Below are 22077 nucleotides of genomic sequence, written 5' to 3' on the forward strand. Positions count from 1 at the left end.
TGCATTCGCTGGCCTTACTATACGTCGCTTGAATATTCACAAAATAAATGCAGAAATCAGACAAGCGAGACGATAAAGGATTGCAGTTCTAGCGAACTAAGAGCTTAATCTTGAAAGATTATTTCTTAGGACGTTTAGTACCGTATTTAGAACGTGACTGGTTACGATCTTTCACGCCAGCACAGTCTAAAGAACCACGAACGGTATGGTAACGTACACCTGGTAAGTCTCTAACACGACCACCACGGATCAGAACAACACTGTGCTCTTGCAGGTTATGGCCTTCACCACCGATATAGCTAGAAACTTCGAAACCTGAAGTTAAGCGAACACGGCAAACTTTACGCATTGCTGAGTTAGGTTTTTTAGGTGTAGTTGTGTAAACACGTGTACAAACACCACGACGTTGTGGACAAGCCTTCAACGCAGGAACTTTAGATTTTTCAACTAAAGTCGTACGACCCTTACGGATCAACTGATTTGTTGTTGCCATGTGGCAATTCTCCCGTTAATAAAAAGCCCCAAAAACATACTACTTTTTGAGGGCATGCAATTGTAAGTCAAGATACTAAAATGGTCAATATTCGACAGACCGGCAAATATTGACCATTCCCGCATTAAAGGCTGATTTTACTGCTTTTTAAGGTATTAGCACCTTATTGCGCTTTTTGCTTTTTTGTAACCTTCTTCGCTACCGGTTTCTCAGCGTCTGCTTTTTGCGGTTCAGCCTCCGTTTCAGGTGGCTCTTCCACTGCCGGTGGCGTGTCGTCAAACTCGTCATCCTCTGCAGGTTCCGGCTCAATCGATTCCGGTGGAATTGCCGGTTTTTGCGGCTCTACCGCAGCATTCGGTTCAACCATTTTATCGGCCAGTTGCTCTAGGCCCTGCTGGATATCCTGATCGATCTGTTCCGGCTCCGGCTTTTCCTCTGCCGATTTTTTCTGGATTTTCACCTTGGAGATGGTGCTGTTTTGCTGCAGGTCAATATCCTGATCCAGCTTTAGCTCCTCGACGGCCGGTGTAGCTGTAGCTGGCTGTTCCAGTAATTTCGGTGCAGCTTGTGCCAGTAAGGCTGCGGCTTTTTCATAGGCATCGACCGGGGATAGCTGACTGCCCTTATGCTGGATGAGATATTCACGGGCATGCGAGAACACTTCCTGCGCTTTCTGGTGCACATGTTCGACCAGCTTCCAGCTATAGGCGGCACTGACCGAGGCTGTCGCCACCGGGGTTAATTTGCTTAACAGCGAGAACTTCGGCATCGAGTTCATCCACTGCCACTTCATTTCGCCCTGCTCATTGACCAGATATTTACGTAGCGCTTCCATATCATTACTGGAACCGACCAGCTGCTGTAACTGATGCACATCATGGGTTTGCAGCATGTTCAGCACGCTTTTAATACCCAGCAAGACCGCCTGCTTTTCGGCAATCAGGCCCAGATCAACCTGTTTGAAAATATATTGCACAATGGCCTGGCCTTCTTCTTTATTCAGCTCAAAGCCATACGAACGCCCAACCTGATAGATGGTACGTAACGACATGATCATCGAAACCGGCACATCTACCGCGGTTCCAATCACGCCGGTAGCCCCAGTGATCGCGCCCTGAATCGAGGCCAGCCATTTATTCTGCTCTGCCAGCGCCTGGCTGATGCGTTTGGAACGGTTCACATCCTGGGTCAGTTCCTCTAAGTCACGTACTCCGGCTTCATCTAAAACTGCATCGACCGAACTGATATTGGAGGTGAAGGTATTTAGCTGGTGAAAGAAGTAATCCGACACCTTATCGGAAAACTGAGGCGCCACAAAATGGGCAAGATTATTGACCTTATTATAATGACGACCTAGCAATTGACGTGAGACCTGCGGCAAATGTGCCTTCAGTACCTGCTGCGGATTGTCATAACGCGATGAATGGCGGCCGAATACCGGGCTAGAACTGCCTTCCACCACCCGCCCCTGACTGCTACCCGCCTCTTCTTTACTGGTCGAACCGGGCGCCACATGCTGAACCAGGTCAATGCCGGTATGACTGAGCTTTTTAGCCACTCCAAACGCACTCGAGAGGAATCCGCCTGATTGCTTATTATTAGAATCTGTCATTCTTGCTCCTCATTTTCTTTCTTAAGATTTATTGCTAAATACTAGGTATAGTCTGCGTTTATCTCAACCTTATTGTGTTTCTTTTGGTTATGTTCACGTAGTCTGCTCCCCAAATCTGGTCATTCCCAAAGAGGCATAGGATTTGCCATAAGAATTCAAAATTCTTTCTGTTATTATGAATCCAATTGAAAAACTTGGGAAATGCACTGGACACCGGCATTTGCGCCGACAGTCTCCAGGGTTGGACCCGATAATATCACCATAAGGGAACTGTAGATGAAACGTGTTGTAATCACTGGCATGGGCATTAATTCGTGCATTGGTAATACATTAGAAGATGTAACCCACTCTTTGCAAAATGGTATTTCAGGCACACGTTTTAACCAGACTTATGCTGAACTGAATTTTAAGAGCCATGTCAGTGCAGCTGCAGAACAGAATTTTGACAATATCGACCGTCGTTTAAAACGCTTCATGGGCGTGTGTGCAATGTATGCCTATAACGCAGCGGCAGCAGCCATTGAACATGCCGGCCTGAAAGTTGAAGATTTAGCTGGTAACCCGCGTTACGGTATTGCCGGTGGTTCAGGCGGCAACTCGACTGCATCTGTGGTTGAAATGGTGGAATTACTGGAAGAAAAAGGCGCGCGTAAAATTGGCCCATTCTTTGTACCACGTAACATGTCAAACACCATTACGGCCAACCTGGGCGTTGCCTTTAAACTGCAAGGCGTTGCGCACTCGATTACCAGCGCGTGTGCAACTTCTGCCGATGCGATTGGTTATGCCTACAACCTGATTCAACTGGGTAAACAGGATCTTATGCTGGCTGGCGGTGGTGAAGAAGATCACTGGTCACAAAGCCTGCTGTTTGATGCGATGGGTGCGCTGTGTGCCAAATACAATGACACTCCAGAAACTGCTTCTCGTCCATATTCAGCAGACCGTGATGGTTTCGTGATTGCCGGCGGCGGTGGCTTCCTGGTACTGGAATCGCTGGAACATGCACAAGCACGTGGTGCCAACATTCTGGCAGAAGTGGTCGCGTATGCAGCCAACTCGGATGGTGCTGACATGGTTGCGCCAAGCGGTGAAGGTGCAACACGCTGTATCCTGATGGCGCTGGATGAAGCCAAACAGCATGGTGTTGAATCGATTGACTATGTGAACACACACGGTACATCTACCCCTGCAGGTGACGTGACTGAACTGAAAGCCATGGAACGTGCCTTTGGTGAAGGCCAGGTACCAGCCCTGAGCTCGACCAAATCTATGACCGGTCACAGCCTGGGTGCTGCCGGTGTACAGGAAGCGATCTACTCTGTCCTGATGATGCAAAACGACTTTATTGCGCCAAACATCAACGTGACCGAGCTGGATGAAGGCGCGAAAGGCTTTGATATCGTACTTGAAAAACGTGACGCAAAATTGAATACTGTGATGAGTAACAGTTTTGGTTTTGGCGGCGTAAACGCTTGTCTGATTTTCAAGAAATGGGATGCATAATCCCTAAATAGGATTTTCGATGGATGCACCTTCTGATGCTTTTTTATGGGTAAAAGCATTACATATTATTGCCGTGGTGTGCTGGTTCGCTGCACTGTTCTATCTGCCACGGTTATATGTTTACCATGCCATGAGTGAAGATGCGGTCAGTCATCAGCGTTTTGAAGTCATGGAACGCAAGTTGTACCGCGGAATTATGTGGCCTTCCATGATTGCCACCCTAATTACCGCCCACTTTCTGGTAGATTGGGGTGATGCCACCCGGAACTACCACGATGCCTTGTGGTTTTACCTGAAAGTGGCACTGGTCGGATTATTGGTGATTTACCATCTGGTTTGCGGTTATTACCGTCTGAAACTGATTGGCAATGCCCATTACAAGTCACACAAGTTCTGGCGCTTTTTCAATGAAATGCCGACAGTGCTGTTATTTGCAATTGTGATTCTGGTGGTGGTGAAACCTGTGTTCTAGCTCCATCGAAGAACAGATAAAAAAAGCCTCGTTTGATACGAGGCTTTTTTGTGGGCTAGCGAAGGGTTTCTGACTTGGCATATTGCTCGGTCTGGGCATATTGCTGGTATTTACGCAGCCGCGGTTTATATAGACCATAGTAAGTCACGGTTAAAATCACCAGCCACAACGGACTGACCAGCAGTGCTTTCAGCGTATCCGGCTCCAGACTGAGAATCACCAGTGCAAACAGCAGGAAGGCCAACACCACATAGCTCATCAGCACCCCGCCCGGCATTTTAAAGCGTGAAGCAGCGTGTAACTGCGGCTGCAGTTTACGATAGCGCAGGTAACACACCATAATAATGCCCCAGATGCTAATAAACAGAATCACGCACAGCGAGCTGGCCAAGGTAAAGGCTTCAACGGTATTCGGCACAAAATACTGCAAGGCTGCACCGGCCATAATAAACAGACAGGAGAACAGCAGACCTTTGGCCGGTACTGCCCGTTTTGACAAGGTCGCCAACGCCTGTGGCGCCTGCCGGCCACGCGCCAGGCCAAACAGCATGCGGCTGGTCGAAAACACACCGCTGTTCATGGAAGACATCACCGAAGATAACACCACCAGATTCATAATAATCGCAGAGGTGGGAATACCGACATGTAAAAACAACGACACAAACGGACTACGGTCTGCCGGAATCTGGTTCCACGGCGTCACCGACATCACCACAAATAAAGACAGCACATAAAACAGGATAATCCGGGTCGGAATTGCATTGACTGCTTTGGGTAAATTCTTTTCCGGATCTTTGGTTTCAGCCGCCATGGTGCCCAGCAGCTCCACCCCGACAAAGGCAAACAGCGCAATCTGGAAACCGGCCAGAAAACCGTTACCGCCTTGTGGAAACATACCACCATGTGACCAGACATGCTGAAAACTGGCAGTGGTGCCATCTGGCGCGGCAAACTGGTTAAAGACCATATAGCCACCAATACCAATCAGGCCTAAGATGGCCAGAATCTTGATCAGGGCAAACCAGAACTCGATTTCACCAAACAGCTTGACCGTCAGTAAATTCAGTCCTAGTACAAACAGCACACAACCAACACTGATCAGCGCCTGCCCCATGGGAGTAAACGTGGTATCTGGTGGCAGCCAGAAACCGAGATAATTGATGATGGCTGCCAGATCGGCAATTCCGACCAGAATCCAGCCCAGCCAGTAGGACCAGCCAATATAGTAGCCCGCACCCGGCCCGATCAGCTCATACGCCATATCAATAAAGGATTTATAGTGCAGATTGGACAGCAGGATTTCACCCAATGCGCGCATCAGGAAGAAAAACATCAGGCCAATAATCATATAAATAAACAGGATGGACGGGCCAGCCAAGGCAATGGTTTTGCCGGAGCCCATAAACAGTCCGGTGCCAATAGCGCCGCCAATGGCAATTAACTGCAGATGCCGGTTGGAGAGTTTGCGTTGTAATTCATGTGGCGACGAATGAACGTCATCGTGACGAGAGGAAGTCATGTTCAATATCCTTATTGTGCCCTGACCCTGCCATCAGCGCAGGCTGTGCATACGTCATCCTGCAATGATGGTCCTGTACATCCCAACAAATCCTATCTTGGGCTGTACGCAGCGTCAGTGGCTGGGAGAGAAAACCAAACCAGACGGCTTATTTCTGTGCAGCGGTCACTGCAATTTCAATCAGCCAGTCCGGGTTGACCAGTTCCGCCTGAATGGTGGCGCGTGCCGGTGTGGCATGGCCCTGCAACCATTCAATCCAGAGCGCATTCACGGTCTGGAAATCGGACAGATTCTTTAAAAAGAGTTGCGCAGATAAAATCCGGCTTTTATCGCTATTGGTTTCGGCCAGCAGCGTATCAATGGTCTGCAGCACTTCTTGCGTTTGCGCAGTGATGTCCTGCCCGGCAGTGGTTTTCGGAATCTGACCCGACAGATAGACCACCTGATTAAATACCGTTGCCGCACTCATCACTTCAGTGCTGTGAATACGTTGAATATCTTGAGAACTCATGTTGTGATCCTGTTGAATAAAATTTTATGCCTGCACCACAAACGGCACCCGGGCGGTGATGGCGCACATCAGCTCATAGCCAACGGTACCGGCTGCCTGACTGACCTCATCGACCGGCAAGATGGCACCACTGCTGGAATAGCCCCACAGCACCACTTCAGCGCCAATATCGGCGTCAGGAAGATGGCTGAGATCGACCGCCAGCATATCCATACTGACCCGACCCAGCGTCTGGCTGCGCTGCGAATTGACCAGTACCGGTGTACCGCTTGGAGAAATTCGCTGATAGCCATCGGCATAGCCACAGGCCACTACGCCAATCCGCATGGCTTGTTCAGCAACAAAGCTGGAGCCATAGCCAATACTTTCTCCAGCCTTCAGCTGCTGGACAGCAATAATTTCACTGCGCAGGCTCATGCTCGGTTTCAGATTCCAGTCCTGAATCGTATGGTGTGGAAAATCGGGCGAACTGCCATACAACATGATGCCGCTACGCATCACATCACTATGCAGGGCCGGCGCATGACGCAGCAATGCCGCGCTATTACAGAGTGAACGCTGGCCAGGCAGGCCGGCAATGGTCAGTTCAAAACACTGCTGCTGATAGTCGATGCCCGGCGCACCAAAACGTTCGCCATCGGCATCGGAGAAATGCATCATGTGGGTAATAGAGCTTACAATTTCCAGTGCCTGTAACTGGGCAAAGGCGCCCCGGTAAGCGGCGGGTGCAAAACCCAGACGGTTCATGCCACTGTTCATTTTCAGATAGACATGAAAACGTGCTTCCGGATGCTGGCGCTGGAACTGCTGTAACCAGTCAATTTGATGGGCACTGTGAATGCTAAAACTTAAGTGATGTTGCTGACAGACTGATAAATCTTCCAGACAGAAAATGCCTTCCAGCAACAGAATATCACCCTGCCAGCCCAGCTGGCGTAATCTCAATGCCTCGGCCAGATCTAGCAAAGCAAAACCATCGGCGGACTGAAAAGCCGGATAGACCCGCTCGATGCCATGACCATAGGCATTGGCCTTGACCACGGCATAAACTTGGCTATCCCCGGCATACTGCCGAGCAATCTGCAGGTTATGGCGCAGTGCATCGAGATGCACCACTGCCTGAATTGGTCTAGACATCGTTCTTCCTTGAATCAATACCTTAAGCGGCGTAACGCTGTAACGACAAGCCTTCAGTACTAATTTCCGGTTGCTGCCGCATCACCAGATCACTGATTAACTTGCCCGAGCCACAGGCCATGGTCCAGCCTAAAGTCCCATGACCAGTATTCAGGAACAGATTTTTATAGCGGGTGCCGCCAATAATTGGGGTGCTGTCTGGCGTCATTGGACGTAAACCGGTCCAGAAGCTGGCCTGCGGTAAATCACCACCCGGGAATAAATCTTTGGTGACCATTTCTAAAGTGGCACGACGATCCTGATTCAGACCGAGGTTAAAGCCGCTTAATTCAGCCATACCACCGACACGAATCCGCTGGTCAAAACGGGTAATGGCAATCTTGTAAGTTTCATCCAGAACTGTTGATTGTGGCGCCATGGCCGGATCGACAATTGGCACAGTCAGCGAATAACCTTTCACCGGATAGACCGGCAGGTCCAGATGCAGCGGTTTCAGGAATTCACGTGAATAACTGCCAAAGGCCAGCACATAACGGTCTGCGGTCAGCACTTTGCCATTGACCAGCACGCCTTTAATCTCATCGCCTTCAACCAGCAGTTTTTCTACATTCTGGTTAAACTGGAAATCGACACCCATCTCCTGTGCCAGTTTGGCCAGCGCATTGGTAAACAGATAGCAATCACCGGTTTCATCATTAGGCAAGTGCAAGCCACCAACCAGTTTATCTTTGGCCGCAGCCAAAGCCGGTTCAACCCGGGCCAGACCATCACGGTCTAACAGCTCATATTCCACACCGCTTTCTTTTAATACTTCAATGTCACGCTGTACGGCATCGAGCTGGGCATCTTTACGGAACAGCTGCAGCGTGCCTTTAGAGCGGTTTTCATAGCTGATTCCGGTGTCTTGGCGTAACTGTCTCAGGCAATCGCGGCTATATTCGGCTACCCGCACCATCCGCTCTTTATTAATAGCATAGTGCTGCGCATTACAGTTTTTCAGCATTTGCGCCATCCACTGTAACTGCCACATACTGCCATCCAAATTCACGGCCAAAGGTGCATGATGCTGGAACATCCACTTCACGGCTTTAAATGGAATCCCCGGCGCTGCCCACGGCGTTGAATAGCCCGGTGAAACCTGTCCGGCATTCCCGAAGCTGGTTTCTTCCGCCGGCCCGGTTTGACGATCCAGCACCGTCACACTTGCACCCTGCTGCGCCAGATAATATGCGCTGGTCACCCCAATGACACCGCTTCCCAACACAATTACACGCATAGACTTGACCTCAAATACATTCCAGTTTATTTAACTAGTATATTTTCGGATCAATAGTGAATTTTGCTATTTTTAGTGGGTATTTTCAGATAATCCGCCCATTTTTTCAGGATATTTTTTGGAATAAAGGAATTTTTAGATGCGTAAATTAGACCGGATTGATCGCATGATTTTGGACATCCTGCAAAACAATGGCCGGATTGCGATTAGTGAGCTGGCGGCCAAGGTCAATTTATCCACCACGCCCTGCTCGGAACGGGTTAAACGGCTGGAACGCGATGGCATTATTATGGGCTATTATGCCCGCCTGAATCCTGAACTGGTGGACAAGAAACTGCTGGTATTTCTGGAGATTAAACTGTCGGCCAAATCGGGCGATGTGTTTGATCAGGTGGCGCGAGATCTGGTGGATATTCCGGAAGTGCTCGAGTGTCATCTGATTTCCGGCGAGTTTGATTATCTGGTTAAAGCACGGCTCAAAGAAATGAGCGCCTACCGGCGTTTACTTGGCGATTTACTGAAAAAATTGCCGGCCTCAGCCTCTTCACACAGTTATGTGGTAATGGAAGAAGTTAAAGAAAGTCTGTATTTAAATATTGAAGGCTGATGTTTCAGAGAGTCGATAGATCCGTCGATGTGATTAGGCGCATGGAAAATCCGGCCACCGGCTGATGAATACAGCATCAGCCGAATGGATTTTTTATGTTAAGCCTGACAGAATGCCAATGCACTATTTAAGTCAGCCACCACATTCGGCAACTGGGAAAACTGCTGAATACGGGCTTTCGGTGCAGCATGATCCAGCTCTTGCAGCGTGCCATAACCATATTCGACCGCGACCGCTTCGATGCCGTTATGTCGCGCCCCCAGCACATCATATTCCCGGTCGCCGACCATAAGACATTGGCTGGCCTGCAGCTGTTCCTGCTCCAGAATATAGGCAATTAATTCATCTTTATGGGTCCGGTCACCATTCAGCTCGCTGCCATAAATGCCGGTAAAATACTGTTCCAGCTCAAAATGCTCCAGAATCTGCCGTGCATAAATGGTCGGCTTGGCCGTGGCTAAAAACAGCTGATAGCCCTGGAGTTTCAAGGTTTGCAAGGTTTCCGCCACAGTCGGATAAACCTTATTTTCATATAAACCGGTCACGGCAAAACGCTCGCGATAACCCATCAGTGCCTGTTCCGCCAGCACATCATTCGGTTCAACCTGTAAAATTTTTGCCAGTGAAGCTTTCAGTGGCGGACCAATAATCCAGTCAATATTTTCAGATTCTGGTAGTGGATGACCAATTTTTGCCAGTCCATAACGCGCCGAGGTGGTAATACCCACTTTTGGATCGGTCAGGGTGCCATCCAAATCAATCAGCAGATGTTTAATCATGAATTTTTCTCCCCCTTCGACCGTGAAATACACTCGAGACTTGATTCAAAGTTGCCTATACTAACGTAAATTCATGATTGAAGGATATGGATGTGCGTCCAACGGTACTTTGCTTTTCTGGTTTAGATCCCTCTGGGGGCGCGGGCTTACAGGCTGATATTGAAGCGATTGGCCAAAGTGGCGCACATGCGGCCATTGCCTGTACCGCCCTCACGGTGCAAAACTCGCAGCAGGTGTTTGGCTTTGAAGCCACCTCCAAAGCATTGCTGCTGGCGCAGGCCAATGCCGTGGTGAACGATCTGCCAATTCGCTGTGTTAAATCGGGGATGCTCGGTACCACCGACAATATTGCAGCGCTGGCAGATTTCTTGAGAGAACATCCGGACTATTACTATGTGCTGGACCCGGTTCTGGTCGCCAACAGTGGTGGCTCTCTGGGTGATCAGGCGACTTTGGTCAAGGCCTTTGTCGAGCTGATTCCACTGGCAACCTTGCTGACCCCGAATACGGTAGAACTGCGTGCCCTGACCGGTGAAGATGATCTAGAACTGGCCACCCAGAAACTGTTTACGATGGGCGCCAAGGCAGTTTTGGTTAAAGGCGGCCATGAAGATACCCCGGATCACATCCGCAATGCTTTATATATAGATGGTGAACTGATTTCTGAAACCTGTTGCCCGCGTTTAGAAGGTGAATATCACGGTTCGGGCTGCTCACTGGCCAGCTTTATTGCCGGGCGTCTGGCATTAGGTGATGAACTGCAAGCCGCCGTGAATCATGCTGAAACCTGGCTGTTTGGGGTACTAAAACAGGCTGAAAGTCCGGTACGGAATGGTCAGAAGATTCCAAAACGCTTTTAATCCTTAATATAAAAATACCTGCTATAAATAATACCTGCCCCATGGCAGGTATTTTTTCAACCTGAATCTGAAGCCCTTTAATCCGGCATATCATCCAGCTGCTGTGGCTCGGCCCGCGGCTGGGTGTTCATCCGGTGCCGGAACGAAGCGGAACGTTCATAAGCCTGTTTACGTACCCGCATAATCGAACCCAAAGGTTGATGCGCCTGCACACCATGCCACGGGTTAAACGATAGCACATCATCGGCATAGACTCGCCGCTCCGGACTATAGCTGTCCTGTTTAGGAAAATGTAAGGTGCCAATGGTCTGATGGGCAGATTCTTCTTCCGGCCATAATACCGAAGCATCTTCAATGGGCATACGCTCCAGGCTGGTACATAATTGCGCACGCAATACATAATCGGCGCTATGGTGCTTAAAGAAATCGCGGACCAGATCCCGGATGCTGGAGTCATGACTAATCTGCATCGGGATATTGGTCAGCTGGCGTACCGAAGTCGATTCCGGCGCCACACTGAGTTTTGCCATATAGTCGCCATAACGCAGCGCGGCCATGGTGTGATAGGTCTCGCCCAGAATATGGTTCTGACTGCGCGCCCAGCCTTTTAAAGTCACCGGCACTTCTAAACCGGCTTTATCTACCAGTGCATTTAAACTGCGCGCCATACTGCGCATGCCTTTTAACATCGGATCGGGCGCCTGTTCCGCGCGTGTCACCAGGGGCAGCATCTGCTGGTATTTACGCAGCGTGCCAAAGGCCAGCACCGGAATATTCACCATCAGAATATCCTGGTTTTTACCATCACTCGGATCATCGGCCAGTAAGCGTGCGCCCGGCACATTCAGGATTTTTAAGGCAAAGCCATGCGGTACTGGCACCTGGTCACTGCGTAAATCTCCCGGCGCAGCCGATAAACGCACCATCACATCATAATGTCCTGGCTCGGCAAAAATTCCCTGCGCCAAATGCGGCGGCAACACCGGCACGGTCAAAATACCTTTCAGAAATGCATGTGATTTGGCATGCGCATCGCGGACTGCATGGCGATGCTTGTCAAACACCTGTTGTCGGGCTTGGGCCATATGCTCGATAATATCTTCAATCAAGCGGCTTTCATTCGGCTGTTCCTGTTCAACCTGCGGGGTATACAGTAGATACGGCTCTGACATCGTGAACGCTCCTGTTCCGGCCTGAACATCTGGCAAAAATTGGCTAATATCCACCAATCTAGCAAGCTGAGAGCCAGAAAAATATAGTGCTTATTCAACAGTTCAGGAGAGTTTGGTAAGCGTAGACGACTCAGCTCAACACGATACTTGGGTTCAGTCTTGATGATGTCTGGATTTAAGCTGCGCCACATGCGCGCGCCGGGTTTGCCAGGACGGGTCCAGTACTTCTTTTTCCAGTCGTAATTGCAAACGTTTTAAGCGCATGGCGGAGATGACTTCGGTCTGGAACTCCTGTACGTAATTTACCCAGCCTGTCCCTTGAAATACCTGCTTTGGCATCTCTGTTTTAAATTCGCAGCCCGGCATAAATACCACTATTGAATGTAAATGTTCCGGCTCCAGCAGATCAGCCAGCAAATGACTCAACACCTGAGTATGTTTGTAATTCTGATGCAAGGGATTCTGGAATTTATAACTCTTTTTATAAATTTTCTGGGTCCACATTTTTTGCCGCGCACTGCCAAAAATCCAGCCCTTATAGTTTTTGCTTTCTATCACAAAGACGCCAAAAGGACTTAAGAGCACATGATCAATTTGTGTGGTGCCACCATCCTGATCGGGCAAGGTCAAATCATTAAGTAAAATATAACGCTCATCCAGATGTTGCTTGGCCTGTCGCAGAACAGCCCACTCCCCAATTTTGCCTTTTAAATCCGGCAGAAACACCCGCAGCAGGCTCAAGCCCAGCAGAATCAGCAACAGCCACCACAGCTGTGAAATCAACATACTCAAAATATTTACATCATGCATTTCGGTTTTATTTTAATAGTGATGATCTTGGCCCAAATCTAACATAAAACGGCGTTCCATTCAGGAATGATAATGCTGGTTTAATCTTCATTATCAGGTGGATACAGAAAGATCCCATCTACCTGAAGATGTTCAATCTGGATAGTGATCTATTTTTTTAATCAACGGATGCTTACTGATTTAAGCTGTTTATTGGCCTGCACTAAGCGATGCAACACCATAAAATATCTATATTTATTTTTGTTGTTGTTCCAGTTTTAACAGAATCTCTTTATTGTCTAATCCGCCGGCAAAGCCAACCAGTTTACCGCCGCTGCCAATCACCCGATGACAGGGTGCAATAATTGAAATTGGATTTTGGCCATTGGCCGCGCCGACAGCCCGTACCGCTTTCGGACTGCCGACCTGCTCGGCAATTTGCCGATAACTGCGGGTTTCGCCAAAAGGAATATTCAGCAGTGCCTGCCAAACTTTTTTCTGAAATTCTGTGCCTTCAAAATCTAAAGGCAGTTCAAAAGTCTGACGCTGGCCCTGAAAATATTCATTCAGCTGTTGTTGCGCATCGAGCAAAATCGGATGATCCAGCTGCTCTACCAGCTCGGCCTGCCGGACCCGTTTGGGATTTTCATTGTCCCAGATCACGGCGACCAGCGCGCTGTCTGTGGCCACTAGTTTTAAACGCCCGACCGGAGAAGGCATATACATAAATGCAAGTTTCATCTCCTTCTCCTGTTCAGTTTTAGTCTAGCTTGATTATGCCGATGAAAGTTTCATCAGCACAAGACCGGAAATAATTAACACTGCCGCCAGCATACGCATGGCCGATGCCGGCTCGCCCAGTACAAAAATACCCACCAGAAAAGAACCGACCGCACCAATTCCGGTCCAGATGGTATAGGCCGTGCCCAGCGGCAAACTACGCATGGCATAGGCCAGCAGGCCAAAACTGAGCACCATAAAGAAAATGGTCAGAATGCTTGGGGTAAGCTTGGTAAAACCGTCTGAAAGCTTCATAAAATAAGCCCAGACAATTTCAAAAATACCGGCAAAAATTAATACGATCCAGGCCATCACGCCCTCCTCCATTATTCAGATAGAGTCAGGCCGTCCTGACGATTTTTCTTAAAGACAACGTCTTTAAGGGAGGTCGTTCCTCCAAAATTACGGTATCAGTATAGCAAAAATCCACCGCCTGCCAGTAGAACGCCGTTGAAGGGGAATAAGCTTCAGCTCAAGAGGGACTGAAAATCACAACCCAGATAAGGCGATTCAAACTTTTTCACTTGAGTGAATAAATTGCTTACTGGAGCATAGGTCGTTTCTCCAGCAAGCAAAAGGATGAACCAAAGCCCATCCAGTGTATGGATAAATGCTTTAAAACTTCAACCGTAATCCGGCACCATATTGCCAGCCCTGTTCCGACTCCGTCGCATCCTGCTGAGCTGTCTGGGCCAGCCCTTTGTGATAGCCATAGGCCACATCTACAAACGGCATGACTTTTTTGCTGATTTCATAACGCATCTGTAGTCCGGTCTGCAGCTGGTTTAAACCAGTTTTCTGCGCCTGTTCCGATTCATCTGAAAGTACCAGCTTGGCCTGCAAATAAGGCGCCAGAATCAGTTTCTGGGTCAGCAAAAAATCCCGCTCAGTATCCAGACTCAGCTGCACCTGCTGATCTTCGGCAAGGGACAGATAGGCCTCGGTTTCAAAGAAATACGGCGCCAGCCCATGCAGGCCAACCACACCACGCCATTGCTGTGCCGAAGTCTGATCCTCCTGCTGGTAGGCTACACCAGCCTGGATATCCCAAAAATCAGAAATCATCCGGCTATATAAAACCTGTGCCTCATATTCAGCTTGTTGCGACTCGGCCTGCTCGGTATGCAGTTTGAAAAACAGCTTGTTCTCATCAGTTCCGATCCGGCTTTCCAGCTCGGACTGCCATACTCCGCGTCCACCCGCATGCTGCATCCATTTCGATTCCAGCATACTGGACTGATACCACTGCCCGCCATGCTCCTGCCGGTGATCATGCGTTGTTGCCGTTGCAGCCTTCTCCACCGGATGAAGCATGTTCATGGGCTGATGTTGCTGATGTTGCTGATGTTGCTGATGTTGCTGATGTTGCTGATGTTGCTGATGTTGCTGATGTTCAGCCTGCATCATCTGCTTGTGTTGTGCATGTTTATCGACAGATTTTACTGACGTCTGCGGTACAACTTCATGTTCTGTAACATGGGAAGATGGGTGCTGTGTCTGCGCCGATAACATCGGTGTCGCAAACAGCATGGCTCCCAACAAATTGAAACGGGCAAAATTAGTGATGTGCATGTGCATCTCCCGAAGACTGAACAGCAGCTGGCAGCGCAGATGGAGCTGCGGGTAATGAAGCCGTCTGCTCTGGCATCACCTGTGCCACCACTAACTTATTCATCATGCCCGAACTCATGTGATACAGCAGATGACAATGGATTGCCCATTCCCCCAGCTCATCGGCGGTCAATAACGCGCTCACGGTTTTTCCAGGCGGTACAATCAGGGTATGTTTATTTGGCAGGTCGGCAGCGGCCTGGCCATTTTCCAGCTGCATAAACATGCCATGCAAATGCATCGGATGCGCCATCATGCTGTCATTGATAAATTTCAGCCGAATCCGTTCGCCATAGGCCACCTGCAACGGTTCAGCCTCGCTAAATTTCTTGCCATTGATGGTCCAGATATAACGTTCCATCGTGCCGCCCAAACGAATCACCAGCTCTTGCACCGGCGCGCGCGTATCCGGCTGCGGCTTTAAGGCTTTTAAGTCCGCATAGCGAAGTGCTTTATGTCCGGCGGGTGTTGAGGCATTGGCCCAACCTTGAGGGACCGAACTGGCCGAAGATTTTGACTGCGCCTGCGTTGCATGCAATGAATGCACTGCAGGATGATCTTCGGCTACCGTTAAAGATTCAGTCTCTTTAATGGCAGCATGCGTCATCGATGGATGCTGCAGGGTCGAAGATGTGGATGACGCACTATGTACCGCATGTGGCGCAGTACTTTCTGCACCATGAGCAGCATGTCCCATATCTTCCATGGTCAATACCGCACGTGGTCGTGCGGTTGGCATGTGCAGTGGCGGTGGTTGCATGCCCTGTTGCAATAAACTACCAATGGCAAAGCCTGAACGGTCAATTGATTCTGCTTCAATCTGGTAATGGCCGGCTTTTGGTTCCACCAGTACATCATAGGTTTCAGCCGTCCCGATTCGGAACTCATCTACAGGCACCGGCTGGACCGGCTGGCCATCAGCGCTGATGACGGTCATTTTGAGCTGCGGAATGCGTACATCAAAAAACGACATGGCCGAGGCATTAATAAAACGTAAACGCACTTTTTCATTCGGTCGGAACAGCCCGGTCCAGGCCTGTTCCGGTGTTTTGCCATTGATTAAAAACTGATAACCGGTGACATCCGACAAATCGGTTCTAAGCATACGCATCTGGTTCCACATGGAACGTTGCTGCCAGGTCTGTTTCAGGCCCTGCTGTTTCACCTGCTGCAACACATCGGCCAGGGTTTCACGCTGGTTCTGATAATACTCGGCCGACTTTTTCAGATTATTTAAAATCGTGTCGCTGGAAGATGCGTGAAAATCGGACAGCATCACCACATAATCCCGCTCGGCCTGCTCATGCGCAGCCACAGGCTGTTTGCCTTTGGGATAAATGACTAGCGGGCCATATAGCCCATCCTGCTCCTGACCTTTGGAATGGGCGTGATACCAGTAGGTGCCCTGCTGCCGTAGCTGAAAGCGATAAGTAAAATGTCCCTTCGGCGCAATGCCCTGAAAGCCGTTAAAGCCCGGCACGCCATCCATTACACCCGGCAATAACAGACCATGCCAGTGAATGGAAGAATCGCGATTTTGAAGCTGGTTATGCACATGAATCACCGCTTCATCACCTTCCTCAAATTCAAGCAAGGGGGCTGTGAATTGGCCATTCACACTTATTTTTTTGACAGTTTTTCCGGTCAGCTTGACCGGCTGCTCATCAATATACAGATGATATTCCCGGACTGCGGCCATCGCCCAGGACGATGCGCACAGACATAAGCCAAGCACGATGGCCTGACGCAATTGAATTGACATGATTTATCCTTAAAACAATAAAAAAAGAAAAGTTTTTAAAGTCAGGATAAGGTTTTCGGTGGACGCAGGATTTCCTGCCAGTAACCGGGTAAATGCTGGGCATGATAGAGATGAAAGTGCGGCTCAGACTCAAAGGTCGGGCTTGCCTGTTCCAGCACAGGGAGCGCAATCTTGAGATAGCTCAGACCCGGCTGGCAATGTAGGGGTGGACAATCCTGACAGTTTAAATGCTGCTCTGGATGATGTACCTGCTCGCAGTCGGGTAACTGTGCAGATGGACTGGTGCTATGATGGCTTGGGTGATGTTGTTCTACAGGAGAATCTGCCTTTTCAGCATGACAAGGAGCAGGTGATGAAAGGGATGATTTCACACTGGTGATCATGGCAGAGTTGGACAGTTGCATGGCCGCATGTGCTGGTTGTACAACAGCCAGCACAAGACTGCTCCATCCCATGACAAATGCCATCAGATAGCTGAACCACACCGGTTGTCTGCGCTGTGTATGCAACAGGATTTCCTCACCCCATAAGACCAAACCCCAGCGTTGAAGCTGCTTAAAACAGCTGAACGCCTGTGCAAACCAGCATAGAGAAATTCACAGTTATACACAATACTTTAAATTTTAAATTGCTGCTGTGGGGAAGATTGTTTTGCATATCAATAAAATAATAAAGTTATTTATTGTGCAGTATAACTCTTAAGCAGAGCTGAATAAAAAAGCAGGAATTTTAGGGCTTTTGCTCAAATAAAAAGGACTCATTTGAGTCCTTTTTATACATTTTATGTCTAATTGATAAACGATTGATGTACAACTGTTTATAAATTAATCCGGTTATCCATACTGTTATCAACATAGATATCCATAGAGTTAATCACAAAGTTATCCACAGGATGCAGATAACTTATCCAGTTTTATTAGGTGTTCACGGCACCGACTTTGGCCAGCTCGGCACGCATCTCATCAATCACAGCTTTATAATCCGGTTTGCCAAAAATTGCTGAACCGGCCACAAACATATCGGCACCGGCTTCGGCAATTTCACGGATATTGGCCGGGCCAACACCACCATCAACCTCAAGGCGAATATCACGGCCTGAAGCATCAATGATCTGACGCGCCTGACGTAATTTTTCCAGGGTCATGGGAATAAATTTCTGGCCACCAAAGCCCGGGTTCACACTCATCAATAAAATCTGGTCGACTTTATCCAGCACATAATCCAGATAATGCAGCGGCGTTGCCGGGTTAAAAACCAAACCCGCTTTAGCACCGCCCGACTTGATCAGTTGCAGCGAACGATCAATATGATCTGAAGCTTCCGGATGGAAGGTAATAATATCGGCACCGGCTTCCAAGAAGTCGCCAATCATGCGGTCCACCGGAGAGACCATTAAATGCACATCAATTGGCGCTTGAATTCCATAGTTTTTCAGGGCCTTACATACGCCTGCACCAAAGGTGAGGTTGGGTACATAGTGATTGTCCATAACATCAAAGTGGACAACATCAGCACCGGCTTTAAGCACTTTTTCTACTTCTTCGCCTAAACGGGCAAAGTCTGCAGAAAGAATAGAAGGCGCAATTAAATATGGCTTGGACATGGGAGACCCTGGCTAAGTATTTGAGTGACTGCGCCATTATAACAAATTGTCTCCCGCTCTGGGGCGGCAGATGGCCACCTGCGGCAAGATTGCAAATCTACAACGCTGTGTTGTAACACGCGGCTTTGTCTGGGCGCTCTTTTCTCTTAGACTTAAGGCTTACTGAACAGGATTTTTCATGAAACGTTATAGTCATATTGCCACCACACAATCGGCCCGTCTGGCCAAACGCCTGGGTAACCACTGGAAACACAAATTTGAAGTACAGGAAACAGCACAGGAACTGCGTATTTTGATGCCGAGCGCGACCATTGTGTTACAGCCTCAGCCTGATGCGCTCTATACCGAAATTATTGCTTTAGATGAACACACCGACCTGAACCGGCTGGAACAGGTGGTGCTGGATCATCTGCAACGCATGGGACAGGAACAGTTAAGTGCTGACTGGCAGCAGGTCGATTAAACCTGCTTAGATCTGCTCATTTTACTTCGGCAGATTGCTTGGCTTCAAAGGCCTTCACCGCCTCAATACGTTCCTGTGTGGCCGGATGGCTTTGCAGGAAATCCCAGACTGATGTGCCCTGCTCGCTTTCGCCGCTTTCATCTGCCAGCCGTTGTAACAGGTTGGCATAATGGATGGTTGGCACCTGCTTGTGCTGCATGGTGGTTAAGGCATAATGATCGGCCTCGGCTTCAAAATTACGCGAATAACTGGCACCCACCAAAGCCAGAGGTAGACTGGTCATTAAATCGGAGCCATCACCGGTAATCGCAATCAGGATGACCCCAAAGCCTAAACTGGCCAGCGCCTGTTGCAGACTATGCCGCTCGACCAGATGGCCCTGTTCATGTGCCAGCACCCCCAGAATTTCCCGGTCATCCTGTGCCAGTTCAACCAGTTCATCGGTCAGAATAATAGTATTGTTGGGAATCGCCACCGCATTGGCACCCAACCGATTCCCTTCTCGAAACAGCAGTTTCGCCGGCCGGTCTTCTGCCACCAGAGCCTGATACTGCTGTAAAATCGCCTGCTGGCGCGCCGCACTTAAACGACTTGGATCCGTCATCTCCAGCACATAGTGTTCTGCTTCATTGCCAACACTGTTCAGGGTAGTTTCCGGTAACTGATTGGCCACCACATTTGCTGCCCACGGAATGCCCCACTTCACTGTAGCAAAGGCCAGCGCCACAATAAAAATGGTGCTAAACAGAATCAGGCTGGGGGTACGCTCCAGCTTCCAGATTGACTGATAGATATTCTTTTGCTGCAGCTGAAACCACTCCGGTAAAGGCTGCTGAAACTCCAGACGTGCATCATCCTGGAGTTCAATTACCGGCTGGATACGGCCCAATGCGCCTATCAGCAGCATGTCCTGATAACGATAACGGCGCTGCAAGGCAAAGTTTTCACCATACTGAACCCAGATACTGTCCGCATCGGCTGCCAACACCTGAGCAGTATAAGGCTTGGCACTCTGACCATCATAAAACACGGCTTCAACCGTCATCTGTTGCATCAGTGCTTTCCTTATAAAGACACATCAATATCAAAGATATCGCTAATTTCTTCCGCAATCGCGCTTGGATCACCCTGTAACTGGTTCATCAGCAGGTCCGGATCATTGTTTAAATGCAGGCTTAAAGACTCCACCTGATAGCGATATAAACGGATTGCCGCCCACGGTGTCATAAGGCCGAGGGTTAAAATTTTCACAATCCAGTTGCTGAGCACAATCCAGGCATAGCGCCACTGGTTGCAACTGGTCTGAAACTGGCTACGACTGAGGGTGGTATTGTTCCAGCTGGTCATAAAAATCCGCGCCAGCATTAACGGCCAGATGAATAAAGCCGCCAGCAGATAGATGCCCATAAAAATCCAGACATACTGCACCGCACTCAGACTGGAAAAATCGGCCAGCAAGGCCAGTACCAGCGCTGCCGCCCCCAGCAAGCCGATAAACAGAAACAGCGGCACATACATGGCGCGCATATAGGCCGGCCAGTCGGCCTGTAATTTAAACTGCAATTGCCCCGCATAAAGATGATCGAGGCAATAACGCTTATACAGCCAGATCAGCACCGGGAAAAATATACCCAGGGTCAAGATATACACCAGAATCCCTTTTAAAAATTCGATATAGGCTTTCTTGCTAGTGCCGGAAAAGAAAAAGCGGCTGTTACCAAATTTACTGTTACGTGCATTAAAGCGGATGGTGGCCCGAATCAGCCAGGGCACGGCCAGATACAGAATCAGCACCCCAATCAGGGTAGCACGCACCGAGTAGTTGGATAACAGCGAAATGGCCAGATACAGGCCAATTGCAATCAGCCGGCCAATTAAGATCTTGCTCGGCACACCGGTAAAGTCAAAACGGCGCTGGATAAATTCGGTATTGCCATAAAAATAGCGCAAGCGGCGTACTTTGGCCCACGGCGCATACAGTCCCAGCGTGACAATAATCAACAGAATATTGACAATCCAGATGCCGAAATATTCCATGGCAGTGCCATAAAAATGAAAAGGGTGGCGCTGTCCAAGCAGCTGCGGTTCAGGTGAATCAACGACAAGCGCTGGCGGCAGCTGGGTTTGTTCCTCTGCGGTAAAAGTCGGATGTATATCTTGGTTTTGCATATCAGGCCTTATAATTATTTTTTAAAATAAAGACACGGTTAAAAATTAAAAAACAAAAAATCACAGACCGCCTTCACCCTGCAACAGGTCAAAAGCGGTGTTCTGCGTGATGGATTATATTAGGATTGTAATTGGACTGCATGAAATTGCAGATGGTCATCAATAAAACTTTGAATAAAGTAATAACCATGATCATAGCCAGCATGTTCACGTAAGCTCAGCGGCTGTCCGGCCTGCGCACAAGCGGCCTGGAACAGCGCCGGATTCAACTGGCTATAGAACTGATCCTGCAAGCCCTGATCAATTAAAATATCGGCAAATTGCTTGCCTTTTTGCTGGACCAGTGCGGTGGCATCATGTGCTTGCCAGCCTTGACGATCCTCACCTAAATAGGCACTAAAAGCTTTCTCTCCCCACGGGCATTGGCTTGGCGCACAAATCGGCGCAAAGGCAGAAACTGATTTAAATTTTTCCGGATATTTAAAAGCTAGCGTTAACGCACCATGGCCGCCCATACTGTGGCCGAAAATACCAATACTGTCGGTTTGCACCGCAAACTGTTCACACACCAGCTTATACAGCTCTTCTGCAACAAACTGTTCCATCTGGTAATGCGCTGCCCAGGGTGCCTGGGTTGCATTAATATAAAAACCTGCCCCCTGCCCGATATCCCAGTGATCGCCCTGCGCCACCTGCTCACCGCGAGGTGAAGTGTCCGGGCTAATCAGAATAAAGCCCAACTGTGCCGCCAGACGCTGGGCATGCGCTTTAATTGCAAAAGTTTCTTCGGTACAGGTTAAACCCGCCAGGTAAAAAAGCGCCGGACAGTCCTGACCCGCCAAGGCTTGTGCCGGCAGAAAAATACCAAAACGGCTTTCCCCGTTTAAGCTGCTGGAATTAAAACGGTAAATTCGCTGTTCGCCATCAAAGCATCGATTGTTCTGTATTAATTCCAT

General features: G+C 49.0%; 23 protein-coding genes. 5 read left to right on the forward strand and 18 right to left on the reverse strand.

Translation table 11 applies throughout. From position 1 onward, the window contains the following. Nucleotides 1-118: 118 nt before the first annotated feature. A complete protein-coding gene (gene rpsL / locus F905_RS08850; RefSeq protein WP_005179847.1) occupies nucleotides 119-493 on the reverse strand; it encodes a 30S ribosomal protein S12 in 375 nt (124 codons plus the stop codon). Between the two features lie 163 nt (nucleotides 494-656). Then, entirely contained in the window at nucleotides 657-2105 is a 1449-nt protein-coding gene (locus tag F905_RS08855) for an EcsC family protein (protein ID WP_005179850.1), read from the reverse strand. A gap of 276 nt (nucleotides 2106-2381) precedes the next feature. Between F905_RS08855 and F905_RS08860 the strand changes: the two genes are divergently transcribed. Further along, the gene (locus F905_RS08860; protein WP_005179853.1) at nucleotides 2382-3611 is read left to right on the forward strand and encodes a beta-ketoacyl synthase N-terminal-like domain-containing protein; all 1230 of its coding nucleotides are present in this window, start codon (nucleotides 2382-2384) and stop codon (nucleotides 3609-3611) included. Between the two features lie 19 nt (nucleotides 3612-3630). Further along, a complete protein-coding gene (locus F905_RS08865; protein ID WP_005179856.1) occupies nucleotides 3631-4083 on the forward strand; it encodes a CopD family protein in 453 nt (150 codons plus the stop codon). A gap of 55 nt (nucleotides 4084-4138) precedes the next feature. On the opposite strand, the gene F905_RS08870 is transcribed toward F905_RS08865, so the two are convergent. The 4 genes from F905_RS08870 to F905_RS08885 form a co-directional block, all read right to left on the reverse strand. Beyond that, complete coding sequence (locus tag F905_RS08870) at nucleotides 4139-5602, reverse strand: amino acid permease (RefSeq protein ID WP_005179858.1); 1464 nt, start codon at nucleotides 5600-5602, stop codon at nucleotides 4139-4141. A 148-nt stretch (nucleotides 5603-5750) separates the two neighbouring features. Next, nucleotides 5751-6113 (reverse strand): RidA family protein, encoded by a 363-nt coding sequence (locus tag F905_RS08875; RefSeq protein WP_005179861.1) that lies wholly within the window; start codon nucleotides 6111-6113, stop codon nucleotides 5751-5753. A 24-nt stretch (nucleotides 6114-6137) separates the two neighbouring features. Continuing rightward, entirely contained in the window at nucleotides 6138-7250 is a 1113-nt protein-coding gene (gene alr / locus F905_RS08880) for an alanine racemase (RefSeq protein WP_005179864.1), read from the reverse strand. Nucleotides 7251-7272: 22 nt separating this feature from the next. Next, the gene (locus F905_RS08885; RefSeq protein ID WP_005179865.1) at nucleotides 7273-8526 is read right to left on the reverse strand and encodes a D-amino acid dehydrogenase; all 1254 of its coding nucleotides are present in this window, start codon (nucleotides 8524-8526) and stop codon (nucleotides 7273-7275) included. A gap of 139 nt (nucleotides 8527-8665) precedes the next feature. Between F905_RS08885 and F905_RS08890 the strand changes: the two genes are divergently transcribed. After that, nucleotides 8666-9133, forward strand: coding sequence for an Lrp/AsnC ligand binding domain-containing protein (locus F905_RS08890; RefSeq protein WP_005179867.1), 468 nt, complete (start codon nucleotides 8666-8668; stop codon nucleotides 9131-9133). A 98-nt stretch (nucleotides 9134-9231) separates the two neighbouring features. On the opposite strand, the gene F905_RS08895 is transcribed toward F905_RS08890, so the two are convergent. Continuing rightward, nucleotides 9232-9912, reverse strand: a complete 681-nt coding sequence (locus F905_RS08895; protein WP_005179868.1) for an HAD-IA family hydrolase — start codon at nucleotides 9910-9912, stop codon at nucleotides 9232-9234. A gap of 92 nt (nucleotides 9913-10004) precedes the next feature. Between F905_RS08895 and F905_RS08900 the strand changes: the two genes are divergently transcribed. After that, nucleotides 10005-10772 (forward strand): hydroxymethylpyrimidine/phosphomethylpyrimidine kinase, encoded by a 768-nt coding sequence (locus F905_RS08900; protein WP_005179870.1) that lies wholly within the window; start codon nucleotides 10005-10007, stop codon nucleotides 10770-10772. Nucleotides 10773-10849: 77 nt separating this feature from the next. On the opposite strand, the gene F905_RS08905 is transcribed toward F905_RS08900, so the two are convergent. The 8 genes from F905_RS08905 to rpe form a co-directional block, all read right to left on the reverse strand. Beyond that, the gene (locus F905_RS08905; RefSeq protein ID WP_005179873.1) at nucleotides 10850-11944 is read right to left on the reverse strand and encodes a catalase family protein; all 1095 of its coding nucleotides are present in this window, start codon (nucleotides 11942-11944) and stop codon (nucleotides 10850-10852) included. Nucleotides 11945-12097: 153 nt separating this feature from the next. Beyond that, complete coding sequence (locus F905_RS08910; protein WP_005179876.1) at nucleotides 12098-12754, reverse strand: nuclease-related domain-containing protein; 657 nt, start codon at nucleotides 12752-12754, stop codon at nucleotides 12098-12100. Nucleotides 12755-12988: 234 nt separating this feature from the next. Then, the gene (locus tag F905_RS08915; protein ID WP_005179878.1) at nucleotides 12989-13474 is read right to left on the reverse strand and encodes a methylated-DNA--[protein]-cysteine S-methyltransferase; all 486 of its coding nucleotides are present in this window, start codon (nucleotides 13472-13474) and stop codon (nucleotides 12989-12991) included. Nucleotides 13475-13507: 33 nt separating this feature from the next. Continuing rightward, entirely contained in the window at nucleotides 13508-13825 is a 318-nt protein-coding gene (sugE, locus tag F905_RS08920) for a quaternary ammonium compound efflux SMR transporter SugE (protein WP_005179881.1), read from the reverse strand. 303 nt (nucleotides 13826-14128) lie between these two features. Beyond that, nucleotides 14129-14833, reverse strand: a complete 705-nt coding sequence (locus F905_RS08925; RefSeq protein WP_212749291.1) for a copper resistance protein B — start codon at nucleotides 14831-14833, stop codon at nucleotides 14129-14131. Between the two features lie 238 nt (nucleotides 14834-15071). Further along, on the reverse strand, nucleotides 15072-16886 hold the full coding sequence (locus tag F905_RS08930; RefSeq protein ID WP_005179883.1) for a copper resistance system multicopper oxidase: 1815 nt from the start codon (nucleotides 16884-16886) through the stop codon (nucleotides 15072-15074). Nucleotides 16887-16927: 41 nt separating this feature from the next. After that, nucleotides 16928-17395 carry a hypothetical protein gene (locus F905_RS08935; protein ID WP_180749076.1) on the reverse strand — a complete coding sequence of 156 codons (468 nt, stop codon included), beginning with the start codon at nucleotides 17393-17395 and terminating at the stop codon, nucleotides 16928-16930. A gap of 407 nt (nucleotides 17396-17802) precedes the next feature. Next, nucleotides 17803-18489 carry a ribulose-phosphate 3-epimerase gene (rpe, locus tag F905_RS08940; protein ID WP_005179885.1) on the reverse strand — a complete coding sequence of 229 codons (687 nt, stop codon included), beginning with the start codon at nucleotides 18487-18489 and terminating at the stop codon, nucleotides 17803-17805. Between the two features lie 178 nt (nucleotides 18490-18667). On the opposite strand from rpe, the gene F905_RS08945 reads away from it, so the two are divergent. Beyond that, entirely contained in the window at nucleotides 18668-18952 is a 285-nt protein-coding gene (locus F905_RS08945) for a DUF2218 domain-containing protein (RefSeq protein WP_005179887.1), read from the forward strand. A 16-nt stretch (nucleotides 18953-18968) separates the two neighbouring features. Here the strand turns inward: F905_RS08945 and F905_RS08950 are convergent, their stop codons facing one another. The 3 genes from F905_RS08950 to fghA form a co-directional block, all read right to left on the reverse strand. Next, complete coding sequence (locus F905_RS08950) at nucleotides 18969-20006, reverse strand: M48 family metallopeptidase (protein WP_005179888.1); 1038 nt, start codon at nucleotides 20004-20006, stop codon at nucleotides 18969-18971. An 11-nt stretch (nucleotides 20007-20017) separates the two neighbouring features. Beyond that, nucleotides 20018-21121: a YjgN family protein gene (locus F905_RS08955; RefSeq protein WP_005179890.1), complete on the reverse strand. Its 1104-nt coding sequence runs from the start codon at nucleotides 21119-21121 to the stop codon at nucleotides 20018-20020. Nucleotides 21122-21240: 119 nt separating this feature from the next. Then, nucleotides 21241-22077 carry an S-formylglutathione hydrolase gene (gene fghA / locus F905_RS08960; RefSeq protein WP_005179891.1) on the reverse strand — a complete coding sequence of 279 codons (837 nt, stop codon included), beginning with the start codon at nucleotides 22075-22077 and terminating at the stop codon, nucleotides 21241-21243.

This window comes from Acinetobacter sp. CIP 53.82 (assembly GCF_000369465.1).
Classification (GTDB): Bacteria; Pseudomonadota; Gammaproteobacteria; order Pseudomonadales; family Moraxellaceae; genus Acinetobacter; species Acinetobacter indicus.

Bases quoted from the DNA above. Each gene is read 5' to 3' on its own strand.
- rpsL (WP_005179847.1), bottom strand. From the start codon at position 493: ATGGCAACAACAAATCAGTTGATCCGTAAGGGTCGTACGACTTTAGTT.
- F905_RS08855 (WP_005179850.1), bottom strand. From the start codon at position 2,105: ATGACAGATTCTAATAATAAGCAATCAGGCGGATTCCTCTCGAGTGCG.
- F905_RS08860 (WP_005179853.1), top strand. From the start codon at position 2,382: ATGAAACGTGTTGTAATCACTGGCATGGGCATTAATTCGTGCATTGGT.
- F905_RS08865 (WP_005179856.1), top strand. From the start codon at position 3,631: ATGGATGCACCTTCTGATGCTTTTTTATGGGTAAAAGCATTACATATT.
- F905_RS08870 (WP_005179858.1), bottom strand. From the start codon at position 5,602: ATGACTTCCTCTCGTCACGATGACGTTCATTCGTCGCCACATGAATTA.
- F905_RS08875 (WP_005179861.1), bottom strand. From the start codon at position 6,113: ATGAGTTCTCAAGATATTCAACGTATTCACAGCACTGAAGTGATGAGT.
- alr (WP_005179864.1), bottom strand. From the start codon at position 7,250: ATGTCTAGACCAATTCAGGCAGTGGTGCATCTCGATGCACTGCGCCAT.
- F905_RS08885 (WP_005179865.1), bottom strand. From the start codon at position 8,526: ATGCGTGTAATTGTGTTGGGAAGCGGTGTCATTGGGGTGACCAGCGCA.
- F905_RS08890 (WP_005179867.1), top strand. From the start codon at position 8,666: ATGCGTAAATTAGACCGGATTGATCGCATGATTTTGGACATCCTGCAA.
- F905_RS08895 (WP_005179868.1), bottom strand. From the start codon at position 9,912: ATGATTAAACATCTGCTGATTGATTTGGATGGCACCCTGACCGATCCA.
- F905_RS08905 (WP_005179873.1), bottom strand. From the start codon at position 11,944: ATGTCAGAGCCGTATCTACTGTATACCCCGCAGGTTGAACAGGAACAG.
- F905_RS08910 (WP_005179876.1), bottom strand. From the start codon at position 12,754: ATGCATGATGTAAATATTTTGAGTATGTTGATTTCACAGCTGTGGTGG.
- F905_RS08915 (WP_005179878.1), bottom strand. From the start codon at position 13,474: ATGAAACTTGCATTTATGTATATGCCTTCTCCGGTCGGGCGTTTAAAA.
- sugE (WP_005179881.1), bottom strand. From the start codon at position 13,825: ATGGCCTGGATCGTATTAATTTTTGCCGGTATTTTTGAAATTGTCTGG.
- F905_RS08925 (WP_212749291.1), bottom strand. From the start codon at position 14,833: ATGAACATGCTTCATCCGGTGGAGAAGGCTGCAACGGCAACAACGCAT.
- F905_RS08930 (WP_005179883.1), bottom strand. From the start codon at position 16,886: ATGTCAATTCAATTGCGTCAGGCCATCGTGCTTGGCTTATGTCTGTGC.
- rpe (WP_005179885.1), bottom strand. From the start codon at position 18,489: ATGTCCAAGCCATATTTAATTGCGCCTTCTATTCTTTCTGCAGACTTT.
- F905_RS08945 (WP_005179887.1), top strand. From the start codon at position 18,668: ATGAAACGTTATAGTCATATTGCCACCACACAATCGGCCCGTCTGGCC.
- F905_RS08950 (WP_005179888.1), bottom strand. From the start codon at position 20,006: ATGCAACAGATGACGGTTGAAGCCGTGTTTTATGATGGTCAGAGTGCC.
- F905_RS08955 (WP_005179890.1), bottom strand. From the start codon at position 21,121: ATGCAAAACCAAGATATACATCCGACTTTTACCGCAGAGGAACAAACC.
- fghA (WP_005179891.1), bottom strand. From the start codon at position 22,077: ATGGAATTAATACAGAACAATCGATGCTTTGATGGCGAACAGCGAATT.